17 protein-coding genes are annotated in these 19,942 nt (G+C 62.1%); 4 read left to right on the top strand and 13 right to left on the bottom strand.

The window, feature by feature from the left end:
• Positions 1-8: 8 nt before the first annotated feature.
• Positions 9-809 carry a MoaF C-terminal domain-containing protein gene (locus RIF72_RS00220; protein ID WP_309072913.1) on the top strand — a complete coding sequence of 267 codons (801 nt, stop codon included), beginning with the start codon at positions 9-11 and terminating at the stop codon, positions 807-809.
• Positions 810-876: 67 nt separating this feature from the next.
• Here the strand turns inward: RIF72_RS00220 and RIF72_RS00225 are convergent, their stop codons facing one another.
• Entirely contained in the window at positions 877-2,352 is a 1,476-nt protein-coding gene (locus RIF72_RS00225) for an APC family permease (protein WP_309072914.1), read from the bottom strand.
• Positions 2,353-2,587: 235 nt separating this feature from the next.
• Here RIF72_RS00225 and RIF72_RS00230 point away from each other — a divergent pair, with 235 nt between their 5' ends.
• Positions 2,588-3,562 (top strand): helix-turn-helix domain-containing protein, encoded by a 975-nt coding sequence (locus tag RIF72_RS00230; RefSeq protein ID WP_309072915.1) that lies wholly within the window; start codon positions 2,588-2,590, stop codon positions 3,560-3,562.
• Positions 3,563-3,606: 44 nt separating this feature from the next.
• Here RIF72_RS00230 and RIF72_RS00235 read toward each other — a convergent pair whose 3' ends face one another.
• The 6 genes from RIF72_RS00235 to RIF72_RS00260 are packed head-to-tail and all read right to left on the bottom strand — an operon-like array spanning position 3,607 to position 10,383.
• Positions 3,607-5,217: a sulfatase-like hydrolase/transferase gene (locus RIF72_RS00235; RefSeq protein WP_309072916.1), complete on the bottom strand. Its 1,611-nt coding sequence runs from the start codon at positions 5,215-5,217 to the stop codon at positions 3,607-3,609.
• Positions 5,214-6,068, bottom strand: coding sequence for an ABC transporter ATP-binding protein (locus RIF72_RS00240; protein ID WP_309072917.1), 855 nt, complete (start codon positions 6,066-6,068; stop codon positions 5,214-5,216). The genes RIF72_RS00235 and RIF72_RS00240 overlap by 4 nt, the downstream gene beginning before the upstream one ends.
• A complete protein-coding gene (locus RIF72_RS00245) occupies positions 6,065-6,844 on the bottom strand; it encodes an ABC transporter permease (RefSeq protein WP_309072918.1) in 780 nt (259 codons plus the stop codon). Before RIF72_RS00245 ends, RIF72_RS00240 begins: the two co-directional genes overlap by 4 nt.
• Positions 6,844-7,617 (bottom strand): ABC transporter permease subunit, encoded by a 774-nt coding sequence (locus RIF72_RS00250; RefSeq protein ID WP_309072919.1) that lies wholly within the window; start codon positions 7,615-7,617, stop codon positions 6,844-6,846. Before RIF72_RS00250 ends, RIF72_RS00245 begins: the two co-directional genes overlap by 1 nt.
• Before the next feature lie 26 nt (positions 7,618-7,643).
• Positions 7,644-8,636: an ABC transporter substrate-binding protein gene (locus tag RIF72_RS00255; protein ID WP_309072920.1), complete on the bottom strand. Its 993-nt coding sequence runs from the start codon at positions 8,634-8,636 to the stop codon at positions 7,644-7,646.
• A 46-nt stretch (positions 8,637-8,682) separates the two neighbouring features.
• Positions 8,683-10,383, bottom strand: a complete 1,701-nt coding sequence (locus RIF72_RS00260; RefSeq protein WP_309072921.1) for an amidohydrolase — start codon at positions 10,381-10,383, stop codon at positions 8,683-8,685.
• A 247-nt stretch (positions 10,384-10,630) separates the two neighbouring features.
• Between RIF72_RS00260 and RIF72_RS00265 the strand changes: the two genes are divergently transcribed.
• A complete protein-coding gene (locus RIF72_RS00265) occupies positions 10,631-11,242 on the top strand; it encodes a TetR family transcriptional regulator (RefSeq protein ID WP_309072922.1) in 612 nt (203 codons plus the stop codon).
• Here the strand turns inward: RIF72_RS00265 and RIF72_RS00270 are convergent.
• The 6 genes from RIF72_RS00270 to RIF72_RS00295 form a co-directional block, all read right to left on the bottom strand.
• On the bottom strand, positions 11,233-12,594 hold the full coding sequence (locus RIF72_RS00270; protein ID WP_309072923.1) for an MFS transporter: 1,362 nt from the start codon (positions 12,592-12,594) through the stop codon (positions 11,233-11,235). The genes RIF72_RS00265 and RIF72_RS00270 overlap by 10 nt on opposite strands.
• A gap of 86 nt (positions 12,595-12,680) precedes the next feature.
• Positions 12,681-15,692 carry an SMC family ATPase gene (locus tag RIF72_RS00275; RefSeq protein ID WP_309072924.1) on the bottom strand — a complete coding sequence of 1,004 codons (3,012 nt, stop codon included), beginning with the start codon at positions 15,690-15,692 and terminating at the stop codon, positions 12,681-12,683.
• On the bottom strand, positions 15,689-16,894 hold the full coding sequence (locus RIF72_RS00280) for an exonuclease SbcCD subunit D (protein WP_309072925.1): 1,206 nt from the start codon (positions 16,892-16,894) through the stop codon (positions 15,689-15,691). The genes RIF72_RS00275 and RIF72_RS00280 overlap by 4 nt, the downstream gene beginning before the upstream one ends.
• A 68-nt stretch (positions 16,895-16,962) precedes the next feature.
• Entirely contained in the window at positions 16,963-17,895 is a 933-nt protein-coding gene (locus RIF72_RS00285; RefSeq protein ID WP_309072926.1) for an aquaporin, read from the bottom strand.
• Between the two features lie 180 nt (positions 17,896-18,075).
• Positions 18,076-18,420 carry a DUF202 domain-containing protein gene (locus RIF72_RS00290; protein WP_309072927.1) on the bottom strand — a complete coding sequence of 115 codons (345 nt, stop codon included), beginning with the start codon at positions 18,418-18,420 and terminating at the stop codon, positions 18,076-18,078.
• Positions 18,421-18,426: 6 nt separating this feature from the next.
• Positions 18,427-18,783 carry a DUF202 domain-containing protein gene (locus tag RIF72_RS00295; RefSeq protein ID WP_309072928.1) on the bottom strand — a complete coding sequence of 119 codons (357 nt, stop codon included), beginning with the start codon at positions 18,781-18,783 and terminating at the stop codon, positions 18,427-18,429.
• Positions 18,784-18,864: 81 nt separating this feature from the next.
• Here RIF72_RS00295 and RIF72_RS00300 point away from each other — a divergent pair, with 81 nt between their 5' ends.
• Positions 18,865-19,935, top strand: coding sequence for an ADP-ribosylglycohydrolase family protein (locus RIF72_RS00300; RefSeq protein ID WP_309072929.1), 1,071 nt, complete (start codon positions 18,865-18,867; stop codon positions 19,933-19,935).
• Positions 19,936-19,942 lie beyond the last annotated feature (7 nt).

The raw sequence follows: 19,942 nt of genomic DNA on the forward strand, positions 1-19,942 counted from the left end.
AGGAAACCATGAGCCTGAATCTCCTTGACACCTCCAACTGGCTGCCACTGGACGGCCTCGCCCCCGGCTTCGACGCCAACAAGGCCCCGACCGTGCAGGACCTGGCAGGACAAGAATTTTGCCTCCGGGGTGACGGCGGTCCCATGACGTTCAGCTTCGACGACGAAGAAGTTCAATGGGCCGCCGCCGGTCAGGCCGGAACCTCCACCTACGAGGCCTTCCTGGTGGCCGAGGAACTGTACTACGCCCAATGGCAAAGCCTGCAGGAGCCGGAAATCGCAATTTCGCTGGTTCTGGACCTCGCACACGGCAGGGCCCTTTACGTTGGCGCCACCTTGGGCAGGGCAACTCCCTCCAGCGTGGCCGTCCACCATGATTTCCGCCCCGGGGCGCTCGATGGACACAGCGTCACAGGTACGGAAATCGCCGAAAGCCGTGCACTCATCGGCCGCCGCGTCGAATGGGCCTACAGCGAATCCCACGCCTACGAGCACATCTACCTCAGCCCCACCTGGTACACGTGGCAATGCCTGGCAGGCCCGGAGCGCGGCTTGGCGGATACGGACTCCAACACCGTGTTCCAGATCCGCCCCGGAATTTTCGTGTTCACCTGGCGCGAGAAGGTCATACCGTGCGGCTCCGTCACCATCGCCGACCACCGCGATCCCAATGCCATCAGGTCCCACGGCAGCCTCTTCGGCTGGGACGAAGCAGGCACGGACCCCGTGCACTTCACCTTCGGTGCACACGGACGCCTACTCAGCATCACCCACCACACGCCGGAACTGAACCCGGCCAAGGGTATGTAACGCAACGGAAGAAGCCCCGGCGAGAGCATGAACTGCCCGCCGGGGCTTCCTTTGGCTGGAGAAGGTGTCAGTCGTCTGCCCCGTGGCCGATCCGGGCATAGAGGGCCGGCTGCGAGCGCCGAAGGCGCAAGCCCCAAATGACACCCACAACCCCGGGCAGGAGTACCAGGATCGGCAAGACAAACGTGGCCGCAGTCGATTCGGCCTGTCCCAGCAGGACGTTGAAGTTCGCCATGATGAGTACAAGGACAACGGTAAGAAGCACAAAGCCCAGGCCAGGAGCGATCACCCTTACCCACAGGCTGGCCCCGTGCTGCTGTCGGCGGAAGAAACCGATCACAGCCACGGACACCACGGTCATGAGCAGCACCAGCCCCATGGCACCGCTGTTGGTCAGCCAAGTGAACATGGTCAGTACGGGGTACAGTTCACCGAGTTCGGAACCTGCACCTGCAATCGCGAAGCCAAGCGTAACGACGACGGCGATCACCGTTTGCGCCAGCGAACCGGCGAACGGTGCCCCACTTTCCGCCCGCACCTTGGCGAGCGCCGACGGCAGGACGCGCTCGCGGCCGAGGGAGAAGAAATAGCGCGCTACGGCATTGTGGAAACTCACGAGTGCGGCGAAAAGGCTGGTGACAAAGAGGACCTGGGCGATGTCGCTGAGCAGTAGGCCCCCGTGCATGCCAAGGAAAGCGAAGATCATATCCGGCCCGTTGGCAGTAGCCGCCTCGACCACGGCAGACGGTCCTGCCCCTACGGTCATTGCCCAAGCGGAGACTGCATAGAACACCGCAATGATTCCCACAGCGGCAAACGTTGCCCTTGCGACCGTTCGTTTGGGGTCCTTGGATTCTTCACCATAAATAGCAGCGGATTCAAAGCCCATGAAGGCGGCTATTCCAAAGGAGAGGACTGCGCCGATCCCGGGAACAAAGAGGCTTTCGGGGCTGAAACTCACTGCACTGATGCCTTCCGGAGCCACAGCCAGGCTGACGATGTCGTACACGATCACCACCAGGAATTCGAGGGCCACAAGGACACCAAGCACCTTTGCGGACAGGTCCACCCTGTTCACACCCAACCATCCGACGATTGCAATGCAGGCGAGCACCGGGATCCACCAGGGAACGCTGATGCCAAGCCGCGCGGACAGGAGTGAGGAGACCGTGAAACCGAACAACCCGTAGATGCCCACCTGCATCAGGTTGTAGGCCATGAGTGCAATCAGCGATGCCCCCACACCAGCGGGCCTGGAGATGCCCTGCGCTATGTAGGCGTAGAAGGCGCCCGCGTTGGTGACGTAGCGGCTCATTGCCGCGTATCCCACGGCGAACAGCGCCAGGATTCCGCCCAGAATCAGGAATGACAACGGCACCCCGGTCACGCCGGTTACCGCGAAGGTGGTGGTCACGCCTCCCGCCAGCACGGTCAGCGGTGCGGAGGCCGCGATAATCATGAAGGTCACTGCCGGTACGCCGAGCCGCCTTTTGGTACCGACTGTTCCGGCGGTCCTGCCCTTGACGGGGTTATCCACGCTCATAGTGTGCTCCTGCCTCGGTGCCGCGGGAGATTGCACGGCACGGTGTCTGTCATTCCGCAATCTTCCACCGCAGGGAGCGTGCGTGACTTGTCTCACACGGCAGGGAATTTGTCGCTGCACGCAAGCACGGCGGCACGTTGGCCTCGGTGTAGAATCGTGGGCAAGCTCGCGTCCGCGTTATCGGCATTACAGCCCACGAGGCAACGGCGCCCGCGGGCCATTGAAAGGGAGTTTGATGACCGTCGCGGCTGATACGGGCCCCGCAACCGTGGAAACCATCGTGGCGGAGTCGTTCCAGGAGTGGAGCAGGGCAATATCCACTTCCTTTGTGCCCCTGTTGGCAACGGGGCCGCGCAGTTCTTCACTCCAGGGAGCAACCTTCCACGGAATCATGCGTTCTCGAGTCCTGGGGCAGATCTCCGTAGTGGAGATTACTGCCGGGCCCCATACGGTCATCCGCACTCCGGAGCTGATTGCAAAGTCCACAGGGCGTTTCTTCAAACTCAGTATTCAACTCGCTGGATCGGGCCGCCTGGTTCAGGACGAACGCGAAGCCGTGTTGCGTCCCGGCGACCTCTCCATCTATGACACCTCCCGCCCGTATCAGTTAACTTTCGACGACGACTTCCGCACCTTGGTGCTGATGTTCCCGCACGTTCTACTGGACCTGCCAGCCGAAGCCATGGGCCATGTCACCGCCTTGCGCATTCCGGGCGACGAGGGCCTCGGCGAATTGATCAGCCCCTTCCTGGTGAAACTGGCTGACAACCTTGAAGCCCTTTCGGGCACAAATGGCCTCCGATTGGTACACAATGCCTTGGATCTGGTGACCACACTCTTCAATGGGGAACTGGACCAGTTGATCGAGACCGGCCGGGATCCTCACCTCCTGTTGCTGGGCCGCATCCACGATTACATTGAAGCCAACCTCGGTGACCCCGAGCTCTCTCCCGGAACCATCGCGGCAGCCCACTACATTTCGACGCGGCACCTGCATGATCTCTTCCAGGAAATCGGGACTACCGTGGCTTCCTCCATCCGGCAACGACGACTCGAACGATGCCGGCGCGACCTCAGGGACCCGGTCCTGGCGGACCGACCAGTCACTGCCATCGCCGCACGATGGGGGTTCACCGACGCCGCCCATTTCAGCCGGATCTTCCGGGCGGCATTCGGGAACTCCCCCACCGGTTACCGCAACAGCCACTGACGGTTCCCTGCAACGGGACCCCGCCGGTCGCCGTCGAACCCTGGCTAGGCGGCCGCCGTCGGGGCCGTCCCTTGGTCCGTGAGGGCAGCCATCTCATCCAGCATGGCTCGCAGCAGCCGATCCTCCAACGGGGCGAAATCAGGATCACCCGCACGGTTGACCAGTTCCCCCGGGTCGGCGTGGTGATCGTACAGTTCGGCGCTTTCCGTGCCGAAGTAGCGCGTCAAACGACCCTCAGCTGTGATCACGGTTCGCATTCGGACCGGTCCCGGAAGTCCCTCCAAGCCGAATGGTTGTTCCTCCTCCACCAGCAGCGCGTCACGATGATGTTCAGTGTCCCCTTGCAGTAGTGGCACGAGCGAGCGGCCTTGGATTCCCCGATACCCCTTGGAGCCAGTGAGCTCAAGAAGCGTTGGGGCCAAATCCGCGCTCGAAACCAAGGCTCCTGTGCGCCGCGGCGGGCTGCCGGGAAGGTGCATCAGCAAGGGAACATTGGTCACTGCGCGGTAGTGGACAAAGTGCTTCAGCATGAGGCCATGGTCCCCGAACAAGTCCCCATGATCGCTGGTGAACACCACAATGGTGTCCTCGGCCAGGCCTTGGTGATCCAACTCGTCGAGTATCCGGCCAATGTGCTCGTCCATCATCGTAATGAGGCCGTACTGGGCGGCAGCGGCAAACCTGTACTGTTCGTCCGTGGCCGCCCACGTCATGGTTGGGTCCGCGTTTGGCTCACCGCGGTGTTCCATCATGTCCCTCACGTGGGCCGGCGAAGCCGAGTGGTCTTGCAAAAAGCCAAGCGGGAGTGGCAAGTCCAAGGGATTGTAGAGGTCCGAGTAGCCTGCCGGCGGCGAGAACGGGTGATGGGGGTCCGGGAAGGACACAAACATGAAGAATGGCTGGTCTTGGCCGGCAGCATCCTTCAAGTGCTCGATTGCTTTCTCGCTAACATAGCTGGTGGGGTGCACATCAGCGGGGATGGCCGTCTGGTACACCTGATCCCACCCGTTGTACTTACTGGACGAATTTCCCGGACCTCCCAGCGTTTCCGGGTCGACACCCCGTTCGCGGGCCCAGTGGACGTAGTGGCCACCGGGCCGGTCCCCATGGCCGATAACAAGGTCTACGTGCTGGTAGCCGTAGTAGTCGGAGGGGAGCGCAATGAAACGTTCATCGTGGGCGTCGCGGTTCTCCCATTGGTCCCACCCCGGGGGAAAGCCCTGACGGCGAGCGTCGGCAATCCCGGTGTCCAACAGCAAAGGGTCGGTGGCCCGGATCTCCTCGGCCTGGTGAGGCTCAAACTCCCACCCCATGTTTTGGTGGTGCAGCTTGCCCACGCCAACGGTTCGGTAGCCTCCCGCAGCCAAGGAACCTGGAACGGTCTGCGTCAGCGGATCAAGGGTGATGCCGTTGCACCGCGTCCCGTGTGCAGAAGGCCACCTTCCAGTCATCAGGCTGGCACGGTTGGGCATGCACGTGGGATTCGCAACCGTCGCGTTCTCGAAAACAATGCTCTTGGCAGCGAGTGCGTCCAGGTTTGGCGTCTTGACTGTGGGGTTGCCACCGAAACCCAGGTGGTCGGCCCGGAGCTGGTCGGCGATGATAAACAGGACGTTGGGCCGCCGAATGCCGGCTGTCCGGCGCTGCCCCGTCATGCGGGCCTCTTGATGAGGGACAGCACTTCGGTGCGTTGCCGGGCGAAGTCCGGCAAGGATCGTGTGGTGATTTGATCTCGCGGAGCAGGCAAGTCCACGTCCACCACCTTGAGGACGCGGGCAGGCCTGGAACCCAGGACCACCACACGATCCGCGAGGTAGACTGCTTCATCGATGTCGTGGGTCACCACCAGGATGGTCATGTTGAAGTCCTTCCGGATCTTCAAGCACAGGTCCTCCAAGTCAAAGCGGGTCTGCGCGTCCACCGAGGCGAAGGGCTCGTCCATGATGAGGATCTCGGGCCGGTACGCCAGCGCCCGGGCGATCGCCACGCGTTGCTGCATGCCTCCCGACAACTGCCAGGGGTACTGGTTGTCGGCATGGGACAGGCCGACGGCGGCCAGGGCACTGTCGCAGCGCTCCTTCAGTTCCGCCGCGGGCAACTTGAGGTGCCGTAGGGGAAGGATCAGGTTCTTCCGGACAGTGAGCCATGGCATCAGCGACCGGTTGTAATCCTGAAAGACCAAGGCCATTTCCGGAGGTGGGCCGCTGATGGTCCGGCCGTCAATGGACGCCCTCCCACTGCTGGCCGGATGAAGCCCTGCCAAGCACTTCAGAAGCGTCGTTTTTCCAACACCTGAAGGACCTACGATGCACACAACTTCGCCGGCATCGACCGTGAAGGTGAGGTCTTCGATGACCGTATGCGATTTTTCGCCGCTGCCATAGGTCTTGGCGAGATGCGCCACGTCCAGCCGCGGAGTGGTCGCACTGATGCGGGTTTCTGGTTGCTGTGCCATGGTGGACTTTCTGTTTCGGATGGGAAGAGTCGGGGCCTGCCGCGCGCTCATGCTGCACGCGCCATGCGACGGGACCCGATGTACCAGGACAAAACCTTGCGCTTAAGCAGGCTGAACAGGATGTTGACCAGGAATCCAATGACTCCCAGGAGCAGGATCCCGGCCCACATGTCAGCGGTCATAAAGCTCTGCTGAGCCAGCAAGGTCATTGCCCCAATACCTTGCGAACTGCCCAGCATCTCGCTAGCGATCATCACGATGAAGGCCACTTGGAGGCTCACCTGCAGTCCTGAGAAGATCTGTGGCATGGCCGCTGGCAGGAGGACATTGAGCACCCGTTCCTTTCGGCTCAGCCGGTAGACCCTGGCGACGTCCATGAGGTCGTTGCTGACGCTCCGAATGCCGTCCACTGTTGCGATCATGGTGGGAAACAAAGCCGCCAGAGCGATGCTGGTCACGCGCATCTGGGTACCGAAGCCGATGAGGGAAATGAAGATCGGGACCAGAGCCACGGGAGGAATGCCCCGGAGGAAGTGGATTAACGGATCGATCATCCAACGGACCGGAGGAAGCAGTGCCGTGGCAAACCCGAGGCCAATTCCGGCCACCGCTGCGATGGCAAACCCGACGAACAGGTTTCCCAGGCTGAGAAGGACATCAGACTGAAAGTGCTCAAAGAGCCATAGCTCTTGGAAACGGACAAGGATGGTTTGGAGCGGCGGGAAGAAGGGATCAGTGGAGTTGGCGGACAGGAACCACCACGCCGCCAGCAACAAGACAGGCGTGCCTGCCCCGATCACCCAGTTTCGTATTTTGACGTTTCTCATCAGGGCACCACTTCCCGGTAGGACTCATGCCAGTGCAGGACCCGGCGCTCGGCCAGCCGGGTGGCACCTTGGAACAAAAGACCCAGGACGCCGAGGACAATCACCAATGCGTAGAGACTGGCGTAATCACCCGCCGCTTGGGCTTGGTAGATGCTCTGTCCGAGGCCCGGACCACCGCCAAGGAGGCCCGCCACGACGGTGACCACCAAGGCGGCAGGAGCTGCCACCCGCATCGCCGTGCCGATATAGGGCATGGCGCTGGGCAGCACCACCCGGGCCAGGATTTCCCCCTCACGCATGCCATAGGAGCGGGCCGTGTCACGTGCCACGGGATCCGTGCCCTGCACACCATCTACGGTTTGCATGACGATGGGGAGCAAGCACCCGAATACCACCAGGAAGAGCGACATCTCAGCAGTTGGACCCAGGACCAGCACCGCGAGGGGGAGGACGACGATCGGCGGTACTGGTTTGAGGAATTCCAACACTGCCAAAGTGGCGTATCGTACGGATTCGAAGCTGCCCACGAGTAGTCCGATGGCCACTCCCGCCAAGGCCGCTAAAGCCAACGCCAGAAGTGCGATCCCAATGGTGGCGCCAAGGGCCGACCAGAACGTGCCCGTCCCCAGAGTGCTGGTGAGGGTACTGAAAACCGTGGTGGCCGGTGGCAGGGCGTTGCCTGCTACCTTGGCGGTGGCGAGAACCTGCCAGATAACCAGGGCTCCGGCAATACCCAAGGCGCTGAACGCATAGGGGCGGATGGATGCTTTCATGATGAATCTCCCATGTCGCTTATGGCCTACTCGCCGAAAATTACGTCAGCCGGCAGCTTCACAGGTTCACTCAGGAAGCCAAGGTCAGCAAGGTTCTTGTTGGCCCGCTCAATGTCTTCGAGGCGTACCTCTTCCGGCCAGTAATTCACGGCGCCGGACTTCACCACCTCCAGCGGAGTCTTGGTGATTTCGGCACTGAGCTGTTGTGCTTCTTCGATGTGGCCGTTTGCGTAGGCGTTCGCCTTGTAGATTGCGGCCTTGAAACCCTCCAACGCCTTCTCCTTGGACTTCACCGTGTTCGCCCCCGATACCCAGAGGCCGATCGCGCCCTGCTCGAAGAACTCGACGCCGGGCGAGGCCAGAAGCCTGTTGCCCTCTGATGCGGCCTTGGACGTGAACGGGGCAACGAGGGATGCGGCATCGACTCGTCCGGAATTCAGGGATTGAAGTGCCGATGACGGATCCAGGACCATCCAGTTCACCTTGGCGGGGTCGCCGCCGTCGTCCTTGACAAGCTTGCTTACCGTGACCTCCAGCTGTGCCTTGCGGGCCGGAACACTAACGCTCTTTCCTTCCAGATCCTTAGGCCGGTTGATAGTGGACGCCTGCTGCACGAGGAGTCCGGTGTCATCCACGCGGTTGAGGTCGGCCCCCTCGCTGGCGCCGTCCTTGTAGCCATCGGCCGCGGCGATAATCTTGAGCGGCACATTCTGGCTCAGCGCATTCAAGAGCGGAATGGAAGGGGTATAGGTGACGTCAATCTGACCACTCTGGGCAGCTGCGATACCGGCCGGAGGATTGGCGATGACAGAAATCTCGACGTTGAGACCCTGCTCCTTGAAGTAGCCTTTGTCAGCTGCGAGGCGGATACCGGCGTCGGAACCGATGCCGATGGTTCCCACCTTGAGGGTGGTGGTCCCATCGGCGGCGGGGGCGGCGGCCGGACCCGCCCCGCCGCCGCAGGCTGCCAATGACATGGACAAAACTGCGGCCAGGGCCAGGGGAATAGTGCGTCGCATATGGTGCTCCTTGAATCACGAATGGTTGGAACGGGAGGGAATGGTTCTAGCTGGTGGATTGGTGGACTGTGCGGCCACCGCTCAGGGTGAGCCTGACCTCTGAGTCGAGGATCTTTTCGATCTCCTCGTCCACGGGCCAGGGGCTGGAGAGAACGCACAGATCTGCTGCCATGCCTGGTGTCAGGGCACCTTTGAAGTGCTCGGCATGGTCCTGCCAGGCGGCGTGGATGGTCATGGCAGCCAACGCCTGCAAGCCGGTGATCCGCTCGGGGTCCTGCGGATTGCCTGGGCTGGACCGAGTCGCCCGGCGGACGGCTGCCACCACTGTGCGCCGCCAATCCGCACTGGTTACGGGGGCGTCCGAAGCCAGGTTGAAACGAACTCCGGCCTTTAGCGCTGACTTAAGGGGCTGGTGTCGGGAGAAACGGTCCTCCCCCAACACTTGACGCATGATGTCGCCGGCTTCCTGGCGGATCAGTGGGTTGGTGCTGTAACCGATGCCGTGGGATGCCATGGTGCCCAGTGTGCCGGGATCCCCGAATGCCCCATGGATGATGTAGTGGCGGTTCCCTGATGGCCTTTGACGCTCCTTGGAATCGTCAGTCGCCGCAACAATGGCCTCCACGGCCGCGGCTGTGGCCGCGTCCCCTGTGGCGTGGACCCCGGCCTGCAGCCCCGCGTCACTGATCAGAGCCAGTATCCTGTGCAGCTCCGCAACCCTGTCGGCGTCGTTGGCCCCTTGGATCACCAAGCTGCCGTGCGTACAAGCTGTTCCGTAAGGTTCACTCATCCACGCGGTGCCGCTGCGGGGAATGCCATCCGCGAAGATCTTGACCCCGGCGATCCGCAACTGCTCAGGATTGATGCCGCGGTTCACGTACGTCCGGGCCAGTCCACTTCCCAAGCCCGTTTCAACAGCATGGGCATTGGCTCCCCCGGTCCCGGCGAAGAGCATCAGGACGTTTATTCTTAGCGTAAGTTCGTCCTCGGTGGCGAGGTCGCCCAGCAACTCAAGCGCCGCCGTCGAACCGGCACCGTCCATGAGTCCTGCACTTGCAGGACCCAGGCCAGGATCCGTAAGTGAAGTGATACCGAGCGAGTGCAGGTGCTCCTGCAACGCCAGCAAGGCGGGTCGCAGCGTGGAGGCCGGAACCGGCGGCATGGCGCGGGAGAGAAGTTCCATGGCTCCGTCTTGGAGCAGCCCCGTAGGGTTGCCGTCAGCGGTTCTCGCCACGACGCCGCCGTCGACGTCCGCAGTTGCGGCGTCAATCCCGGCCCTTCGCAACGCTTCCCTGTTGGCCAGTAGCTGATGTCCGGTGCTGTCAAACGCCACCACGGGCGTGCCGGGTCGCGATTCGAGCAGGAAGCCCTTGGCCGGTCCCAGCAACGCCTCGTCCCAGCCATGGGCGCGGACCCAGCCGTCCTCCCCCGGCAGGGCGGACTCAACGACGTCGACGACGGCCGCCCAGTCCGGCGCCGCTGCCGGCTCCAGGCGCACATAGCCAAAGGCGGCCATGGCGGCCGATACGAAGTGCAGGTGGGCATCGTTAATGCCCGGAATGACAGCCCCACCCGCGGCATCTATAACCTGCGTGTCGGGGCCAATCGACTGGCTCACATCTTCGTGGCCCAGCGCTGCAACGCGCCCGCCCTTGACGGCGATGGCATCGCTCATGCGATGCGGCTGCGCCGGGTCCATTGTGTGGACCGAGGCATTCATGATCACCAAGTCGGCGAAATCTTCCATCGGTTCTCCTCAAGTCACCGCATCCAAATGTGATGCAGACAACGTTCCTGAAAGAAGTATGTCGCCTGACTGGGTCACTTGACTAGGTTTTGGCGTAAAATTCTTTTGGAGGACTTTTTCGACCCCCGGCACGGCCATGAGGACGACACGGCGGATAGAGCCTACGATCGATGAGACCGCTGAGCTGGTGAACCGGATCACGGGTGATGGAGCGAGTCACAGGTGACTTGAAGAGAGAGGTGAATGAATGGCCAGGGTTCCCGCAGAGGAAAGGCGGCTGCAATTCGTCGAGGCCGCAGCAAGGGTGATTGCCCAAGACGGCCTTGCCTCTGCGACGACACGTCGAATCGCCAGTGAGGCCGAAGCCCCACTCGCGGCATTGCACTACTGCTTCCGGAGCAAGGACGAGCTCCTTGAAGAGGTGTACAACTTCCTCAGCAGGGACTACGCCAAAGCCTTGGAGCCCGTGATTGATCCGGGCATGGGATTGCGCCACATGGTTGGCGCCCACGCGCGTCGTATCTGGAGCCGCATGTTGGAAAACCCGCATGAGCAGGTCACTACCTTCGAACTGTTGCTTCGGCGCTTCCGCGTGGAAGCCGACGACCAGCCACAGGCATTGCTCATGAACCGTTCGATGTATGACGGCTGGGTCAGTTCAACCCTGGAGCTGTTCCGCTCTGCTGCCGAGGCTGCCGGCGAACCTGTCCCCGACAACCTGGAGGACATCACGCGCTTGTTCATTTCGGGGATCGACGGCATCAGTATGCAGCATTTGGCTGATCCCGACGAAGAACGCTCACTGCGGTTGGTGGAACTCATGGCCGCGTCCCTCGCCGGGGCGCTCAGCTACGCCTGAGGCTGTCGCTTCATCACCAAGGACGTAACAACACCCAGCAGCAAAAGGCCGGCAGCAGCCGCCATTGAAACCACGAATGCCGCGCTTGGGCCTTGCGTTTCAGCCAATTGACCGGCCAAATACGAGCCCAGCGCTGTTCCAGCCACGATTCCGCTGGCGAGGGCCGTCATCACCGTTGCCATGCGCCCTGCCGGCGCCACCACGCCGCCGATGCTGAAGACGGTCACCATCACGGGACCCACGGGAATGCCCAGTATCAGCAGGACAAAAACCATGGGCCAGATTCCCGCCGGCAAAAGCAGCAAAAGGGACAGAACGGACATCGCGAGCGCTGCGGCAACCCAACGGGAAGCCAAGCTGAACCGTTGCGGCCAGAACGCCACGGACAGCGCAGCTACGGCGGAGCTAAGGCCCATCACTGCGTACAGGAGGCCAGCGATCTCGGCAGTGGCGTACTGCGCGGAGAAGGCACTTAGCGCGTTTTGGGTCGCACCAAAGAACGTCCCCATGCACACCATCGCCACCACAGGAACGGCCACCACAGCCCCGGCCCAGCGGTTACGCCGTTCTGGGGTCACCTGGGTGGTTTGCCCTCCGGGAGGCACGACGCCGGCACTTGCCTTCCGAGGTGCCGGTACAACGGCCAGCTGGCTGGGATGGATCGCAAAAGCAGGAACCAACGTAATGGTCATGACTGCTGCCAAGGCGAGCGGCAACCAAGGAGCCACCATGCTGGCCAGGACACCCACCAGGGCAGGGCCCAGGACAAAGGTGATTTCGTCCGCGGTGCCTTCATAGGACAGCGCGGTGTCCAAGTCAGCCCGGTTGGCCGCGACGCTTCGCCCTCCAGTGGTTGACGACGGAGATAGGTTTCGGGTGGTCAGCGCCATCCATCGTACGCGGGCCATGGGACCCACCTGAGGGCAGCTGGCTCCTGCGAGGAAAGCTGCAATGAAGACGCCAACTGCGTCGGCCACCGAGCCGTAGCCGGGAGTGAGGTAGGCCGCGGCAAGGAGCCCCGCAACGGCAAGTGTGTTGATGACAGCTGCCACGAGGAGCACGATCCGTTGTCCGGCCCGGTCAGCCAACGAGCCGAGGACGGGAGCACCCAACGCCGAGCCGATGCCCACCGCTCCGGCCGCCATGCCGCCGATCGCATAGGAGTGGCTGACTGCAGTGACCAGTGTCAGGGTGCCGACGGTGAGCATGGCCAGTGGAAGCCTGGCGAAAAGGCCCAGGGGAAGGAAACCGGGCCCCGCCAGTTCGGGAAGCCGCGCGAAGCGGCCCGGCAGGCGTGACGGGCGTGCGGGAGCCGATGATAAAGGCTGTGAAGCTACAGAAGATTTTTCCATTAATCCGGGTTCGCTAAAGTGTGCGCATCGTCCCTCCTCCCGATGCGCGCGACCCGGTGTAACGGGTTAAGTCTATCGGATACCTGTCAGACGGGTACGGCGTCGGCAATCTGCACGCTGGAACCGTGCCTGCCCTTTACCACTTGAAGCTGGCTGGTGATGCGTTGCTTCATCTCCCCAACGTGACTGACGAGGCCAACTACCCGGCCGCCGTCGCGCAGTCCTTCCAGGGCGTCCATCACTTGTTCAAGGGCTTGTTCATCGAGACTGCCGAAGCCTTCGTCAACAAACAGCGTCTCTATGTCCACGCCGCCAGCCTCCTGCTGGACAACATCGGCCAGGCCAAGTGCCAATGACAACGACGCCATGAAGGATTCGCCGCCGGACAACGTGGAAGTGTCCCGGCGTTGTCCAGTCCATTCGTCTACGACTTCAAGACCGAGACCGGATTTCGCTCCCCTGGCAGCTTTGGCGTCCGTATGTTTCAACGTATATCTGCCGTCGCTCATGGCCACCAGCCGCTCCGAGGCGGCGATTGCCACTTGTTCCAGCCGTGCAGCAAGGACATAGGTGTTGAGGCTCATCCGATAGCTGTTGTCACCCGATCCCCTCACGGTGTCGGCCAGCTGAGCAAGCATGTGCGCCCGGGTCCGCGGTTCGCTTCCGGCTTGCGCCAAGGTGTGGTATTCCCTCCGCAACCGGGCAACAGCGCCCGCCGATTTTTCGGCCAGGCCCGCAGACAAAGCCTTGGCCCGCGCAGTATCTACGGCATTGGAAGCAATCACCTTCGATTCAGCAAGTTCGGCTCCTCCCAAGGGAAGTTCGCCTATGCTGGCTTCCTTGGCGGCAAGGATCAGGTCCTCACTGGCAAACAACTCATCCAGACGCGATGATTCGGCGTCGAAATCCGCCAAGTCTTTCTCAAGGCCCACAACATCGGCTGGTGCGAGGATTTCCCGGCGGGCGTCGTCAGCGGAGCTGAATCCGGATTTCGGCAGGGCTTTTTCAAGCGACGCTGCGGCGTCTCCCCGGGCTTGTTCTGCTCGCTCCATTTCGCGGGCTGCATCCACCGCTGCTTGAAGAAGCTCCTGCTCAACCATGAGTGCTTCCAACCGCTCGCGCAGGCTCGGGAAGTTGCCTTTCAAACCAGCCAGATCCGTTTCAAGGGCAACACATTGCTCCTGAAGCAGGTGAACGGCGGATGACGCGTGGGCCGCCGCGCTCACGGACGCGTCGTGGTCTTCCTGCACCAGAGCGATGCGCTTGGTGAGGGCTTCCTGCCGGCCGCGAAGCTTCTCCAGCGAGCCTGCCGCTTTTCGTGCCGCCACGGCAGCTACCTCGGCTGCTCCCCTTTTGGCCTCCGCCTCAGCAGCATCGGTTGAACCTCCCTGGGCAACCAATCCTGCAAGCGCCTGAGCAGCGGAGGAAACTTGCTCGGCGAGGAGCCCCAAGGATTTTTCGCTGGCCTCGAACCGTTCCTTGGCTTCTTCCTCCTCCTGGGCAAGGGAGAGTGCTGATCGCACAGCTTCGGCGGGGTGGGGGTGTTCTTCACTTCCGCAAACGGCGCACGGCTTACCGTCTTCCAGTGCCGCGGCCAGTTCCCCTGCTGCGTTGGCTAAACGCAGTTCGCGGACGTCGAGCCACTGCTGCCGGAGGTCCTGTGAAGCGGACCGGGCTTGGAGGTGCTTTCCGGTAATTTCATCCAACTCGTTGGCGGCCGTTTCATACCTGGCCACAATTCCAAGCAGCTCGGTCGCAGCCTCAGCATCCCGTTCCAGTTCTGTCAGTTGGCCTGCCAAAGGCTCGAGGGGCTGGATCTGCGACTCCACAGTGGCCACGTCGTCGCGCAACTGTTCCAGCACGGACGCCGAAGCCTCGGCAGCGGCTTGATGTTCCGCCGTTTGACCACGTTTGGCCGCAAGGCGCGCCGTGATCTCTTCCAAACGCTGCTCATCGGGCAGCCTGGCCTCCAGGACTGCGCTGCTTGCCTTTACGCCTTCCAAGGCAGCGGCGGTGTTAGTTGCCTCCAAGCCGGCCGCGGCAAGCTTCCTGCGTAGGCCTGCCGTCTGCGCAACGGCGGCCTGAAGTTTACGCTCTGCGGTATCGATCGCTTCCAGATGTCCGCTGAGGACAGCAGCGCGTCGGTGTTTTCCGAGCATCTCCTTGTTCTCCAGCGCCCGGGGGGCTGCCAATTCAAGTAGGACCCGCCGCTGCATCGCAGCGCCGAGGCGCCCATGCCGGAGCGCCTTCTCTTGCGCCATATGGAGTTGTTCCATGAGGCGGTTGGCCAAGGACTCGGCCTCAGCAGAATCGTCCAATCGGCGCTTCCATTCAGCTTTGACTTCTGCTTCGACATCTGAAAGCCAGGCCTCGGGCTCCTTTCGAGGCTCATTTTCAGCCGTTGGAGTGGATGAGGCAAGACCCAGCTGTTCGTGCTCCGATGCAACCCGGTCAAGCAGCAGCTTGAGCTCTGACGCATTCTCCTGCACGGCACGGGCAGCCTCGGCCGCTTGCTGAACGAGTTGGCGTTCAACAGCTTCAAATCGTTGCGTGCCGAACAACTTTTGCAACAGTTCCAGCCGCTCATTGGCCTTGGACCGCAAGAAAGCCGCAAAGTCGCCCTGTGGCAGCATCACCACCCGGGTGAACTGCTCCCGATCCATTCCGAGGACGTCCGTGAGCTCGGCGCCTACCTCGTCATTCCTGGAAGATTTCTCTTCCCAGCTTCCTGTGACACGTTCCCTGAGGAGGGTCTTGGCCTGCTGGGTGGTGAATCCGTTGCGGCCGCGAGCGCTGGGCCGGTCCCAAGCTGGCGATCGCGTCACTTCAAAGCGGCGCCCCCGCGCTGAGAACTCACAGACCACGCGCGGCTCCGCACTTGGCGCCGCATGGTCGCTTCGTAGCCTTTTCCCTTCCTGGCGGGCACCGGGAACGGACCCATACAGTGCGAAACAGATGGCATCCAGAATGCTGGTTTTGCCCGCGCCCGTAGCGCCATTGAGGAGGAACAACCCCTGTGCGCCCAAATGGTCGAAGTCAATGTGCTGGGGCGTAGCAAACGGACCGAAGGCTTCGATGTCCAGACGATGAATTCTCACAACTCCGCCTCCTGTAACCGGACAGCTTCGAGTGCTTCCTGCAACGCCGCTTCTTCTGCATCGCTGGCGCCGCGATCCCTGACGTGTTCCAGGAATCCACAGCAGACTCCAAGGTCGTCTTCGGCAGCAGCGAGACGATGGCTGTAGCTGGTGGAAGTCCGGGCCTCTGCACCTTGGGGATCGAAGGAGAGAACCAGCGTGTCAGGGAAGCGGCTACGCACCCTCTCCATGGCCTGCGCCGGCCGTTGTGCATCCGTCAGCGTGATTTGGCAGTACGCACTCTCCGCCCACGCGTGCTCTTCGGCGGCCAGCAGATCATCCAGCGTCCCACGCAACGTAGCCAGGGTTTTAGGGGCCTCCCACACAACTTCCTCAACAGCGATCACTCCATCGGCGTCAAGGTCCACCAGCCAGGCACCTTTGTGGTGCTTGGCCTCCGAAAATGAATAGGCCAAGGGAGAACCGGAGTACCGGACATTGGGGGCCAGCTCCTGCCGCCCATGGAGGTGACCCAGCGCGGTGTAGGCGAAGTCTTCAAAGAGATCCAACGGAACTGCGCCCAGGCCGCCGATGCTCAGGTCCCGTTCGCTTTCCGAAGTAATGCCGCCACTGGCAAAAGTATGTGCGAGGACCACAGGATAGACGGGTCCTTTTGCGCGGCGGGCCTGAACATCCTGCCGGATCCGATCCACGGCCGCCAGGGTGACATCAAAGTGGTTGGCGTTTTCAGCGCCCAGGCGCTCAGCCACGAGCCGGGGTTCAAGATAGGGAATACCGTAAATGGCAACCTGGCCGCTTCCTGTGCCGTCCTTGCCATGTCCATCAGCGCTATTTGCCTGGACTCCGAGGGGGAAGAGGATTGGCACGTCAAGGTCTTCCACCCGCGTCCTCAGGTGTACTCCCCCGCGTTCCAGCAGGCGCGAGGCAAATCCCAGCCTGATCGCGGAGTCGTGGTTGCCGCTGGTCAGGACAACCCCGGCCCCTGCCTGAGTAATGCGCACCAGGGCATCATCAAGCAGTTTGACCACATCCAGCCCGGGCAAAGCGCGATCGTAGACGTCTCCTGCTATGAGCACCACGTCAACGGACTTGGATTCAACCACCGACACCAACTGGTCCACGAAATTGCGTTGGGCTTCGAGCATGCCAACGCCGTGGAATGACCGGCCAAGGTGCCAATCGGAAGTATGAAGTAACCGCATATTCTCAAGTTAACCGGGGGCACCGACAATAAAGCGCAGGCGAGCCGTCCGCCGTCGATCCCGTAAGGTTATTTGCCCTTTTTGCCGTCGAAGAAGTCACGCGCGTCATCATTGACCGGCGCAGCCGGAACACGTCGGGAAACGTCCTCGTCAGATTTCGCAGGAGCTTCCTTGACCTCAGTTTCCTCAAGCGGCTCGTCGTTGGCATCGAAGGAGTCGTTGACCCCATCGCTGCCGCCAGTGAGGTCCTCGGCTTCGGCAACGGTGGAATGTGACAGGCCTTGGAAGCCACGGAAGGCGAGGCCGGCAAGTGCCGCACCCATCAGCGGGGCCACCCAGAAGAGCCACAGCCCCTCTATTGCCCAGGGCGAACTGAAGAATGCCTGGGCGGTTGCGCGCGCAGGGTTGAAGGGAAGGTTTCCCAGGACCTGCCCGAGCTGAAGCAGAATGGCCATTGCAAGGCCTACGGCGAAGGGGGCCATGGCAGGAAGAGCCCGGCGGCCAGCGGTCGCTCCAAGGAATACGGCAACAACGAGGGCCGACCCAAGGACCTCAACCAGCAAGACTCCTGCCATCTGCGTTTGCGCGGAAGCATGCTCACCGAAACCTGGCGCAACGACGTCAAACGCCGCCCTGGCGTCCGTAAGGACCGGCACGGTGGTCACCACGAAATAGATCAGGGCAGCCCCAACGACGCTGCCGATGATTTGCGCCGCCACATAGGCTACGGCCGCGACAGCCCGGATTCGGCCGGCAATCAAATTGCCCAAGGTGATCACCGGATTGAAGTGACCTCCGGACACATAGCCGAAAGCCAGCATCGCCACCGTCACGGCAAGGCCCGTGGCTAGAGCCACCGGCAAGGGGGCGCCACCAGGATTTGAAAAAATTCCGACTCCCACTGCGGCAACCACAACGAACATCGATCCCAAAGCTTCAGCCGACAGCCTGGCAAGAAGTCCCGGTTGGGGGTCGGGTGTGGCCTGTACAGGAGAAGTCATGTCGAGTGAGTCCTTACGGTTAGTCTGAAGGCCGGTATGACCCGCCTCGTAGCGCGCTGCAAGGTGGTCCGGCCGGGGTAATGCAGGCTCAAAGCCACTGAGTATCCTGCCAGCAGAGTCTGGACGGTTGCTGAATGCCGCCCCGGAGCCTATCCACCCAGACCCTAACCAGCCAGAACCCTAACTGCCCAGAGCAATGGCTGCGATGGCAGTGGCACCAAGGCCCATCACAGCCAGTGTGCTGACCAGGACAAGCCGGGCTGATGCCGCCGCGTTTCCGACGTGGAGTTGGCGTGAGCGAATCCAGACCACGGACGCCAGCACAATGGTGGCCAGCGCCGCCATGAGTGCGCAGATTCCTTGGTAATCAAGTCCGGGAAGGCCGGCAACGAGGTTGCCGGTGGAGGGCTCGGACGTCAGCCAACTCCGCCAAATGAACAAATCCACCACCACCAGGGAGATCAACGTCCTGCGCCATGCCAAAGTGGTGCGCTCGGGCTGCAAGCCGGGGTCTCGGACTTCCATACTTACTTACCGCGCCACCAGTATCAGCACCGCGAAGGCGAACGCCGCTACGGCAACAACAATGGTCATGAACAGCATGACCCGGGAGAACGGGAGAGCCTGATCGTTGCGCATGGCGGCTTCCATTTGCCCCCAACGGTGGTAGGAAAGTGCAGCCAGCCCCGCCCCGACCAGTGCCAGCAATACACAAAGGACCACCCGGACCGGCGTGGGCGCAATGTTCGGAGCCAGCTGGTCAACGGCAACTGCGCCGGCAAGCAAAGCCAGGGATGTGCGGATCCACGCGAGGAAGGTGCGTTCGTTGGCAAGGGAAAACCTGTAGTCGGGTGTCTTGCCTGTCCGTCGCCAAGCAGGTTCACGCAAAATGTCACTCCAAGTTTTGTCAGTGCCGGACAGCTTCCCCACCATATCAGTGGCGGTTCCCGGACGCGGTAAGTTACTGGCATGAGTGTTGAGCCTGAATCCCCCGCTGTTCCTTCCTTCGAGTCCCGTGTCAAGGGGTCACTTTTGGGAGGCGCCTTGGGTGATTCCCTCGGTTATGCAGTGGAGTTTGACTCCATCGCCGCAATTCGCGGCCGTTATGGTTCCGCCGGCCTGACGTCTTTCTCACAACTCGACGGCGGCAGCCACTTCTCGGACGACACGCAGATGACGTTGTACACCGTTGACGGCCTTGTGGAAGCGCTCGAATGGGCCAACGATGGCGTAGCCGCGGACGAGATCGCCTGCCTTTGGCTGGCCTACCTCCGCTGGCTCGCCACCCAGGACGTGGCTGTTGCTTCCTCCGCTCCCGTGCCGCAGCCGCGCTGGATCGATGCCCAGGAGGTTCTTCGTCATCGGCGTGCACCCGGAAACGCCTGCCTCAGTGGTTTGGCAACAGGGGAAATGGGAACAGTTGCACGTCCGGTCAATGCCGACTCCAAAGGTTGCGGCACGGTGATGCGTTCAGCCCCATTCGGACTCATCCCCCATATCTCACGCGAGGCCGTTTACAAGCTCAGCTCCGACGCCGCTTCGTTGACACACGGACATCCCTCGGCGCGGCTCAGCGCCGCAGCCTTTAGCCTGCTGATCCACAACATCGTGGCCGGAAGCGACATCCGCACCGCCGCAACCGAGGCCCTCAGCTATGTCAACGGCGTCCCCACTAAGGCACCCGAGCTGGCGGAGCGGCTGGAAGCCGCCCTGCAGTTGTCGATGCAGCCTGCCCCACTGGACCCGGAAGGACTGACCACAGCGCTCGGTGAGGGCTGGATTGCCGAGGAGGCGCTCGCCGTCGGGCTTTACGCTGTGCTGGCCACCAGCGGCGGAACGCCGGCAGAACACTTCCGCAATGCAATATCCGTGGCCATCAACCACAGTGGCGACAGCGACTCCACAGGCTCCATTGCGGGAAACATCCTGGGGGCCTACTACGGCGAAGACGGCCTGCCGTCCGACTGGCTCGAGTCCCTGGAAGCGCCGCAACTCATTCGTGGCATGGCGGACAGATTGCTTGCCGTCACCACCGGCTAAACAATAG

The sequence above is a fragment of the Paenarthrobacter sp. genome, assembly GCF_031180005.1.
In the GTDB taxonomy this organism is placed as follows: domain Bacteria; phylum Actinomycetota; class Actinomycetes; order Actinomycetales; family Micrococcaceae; genus Arthrobacter.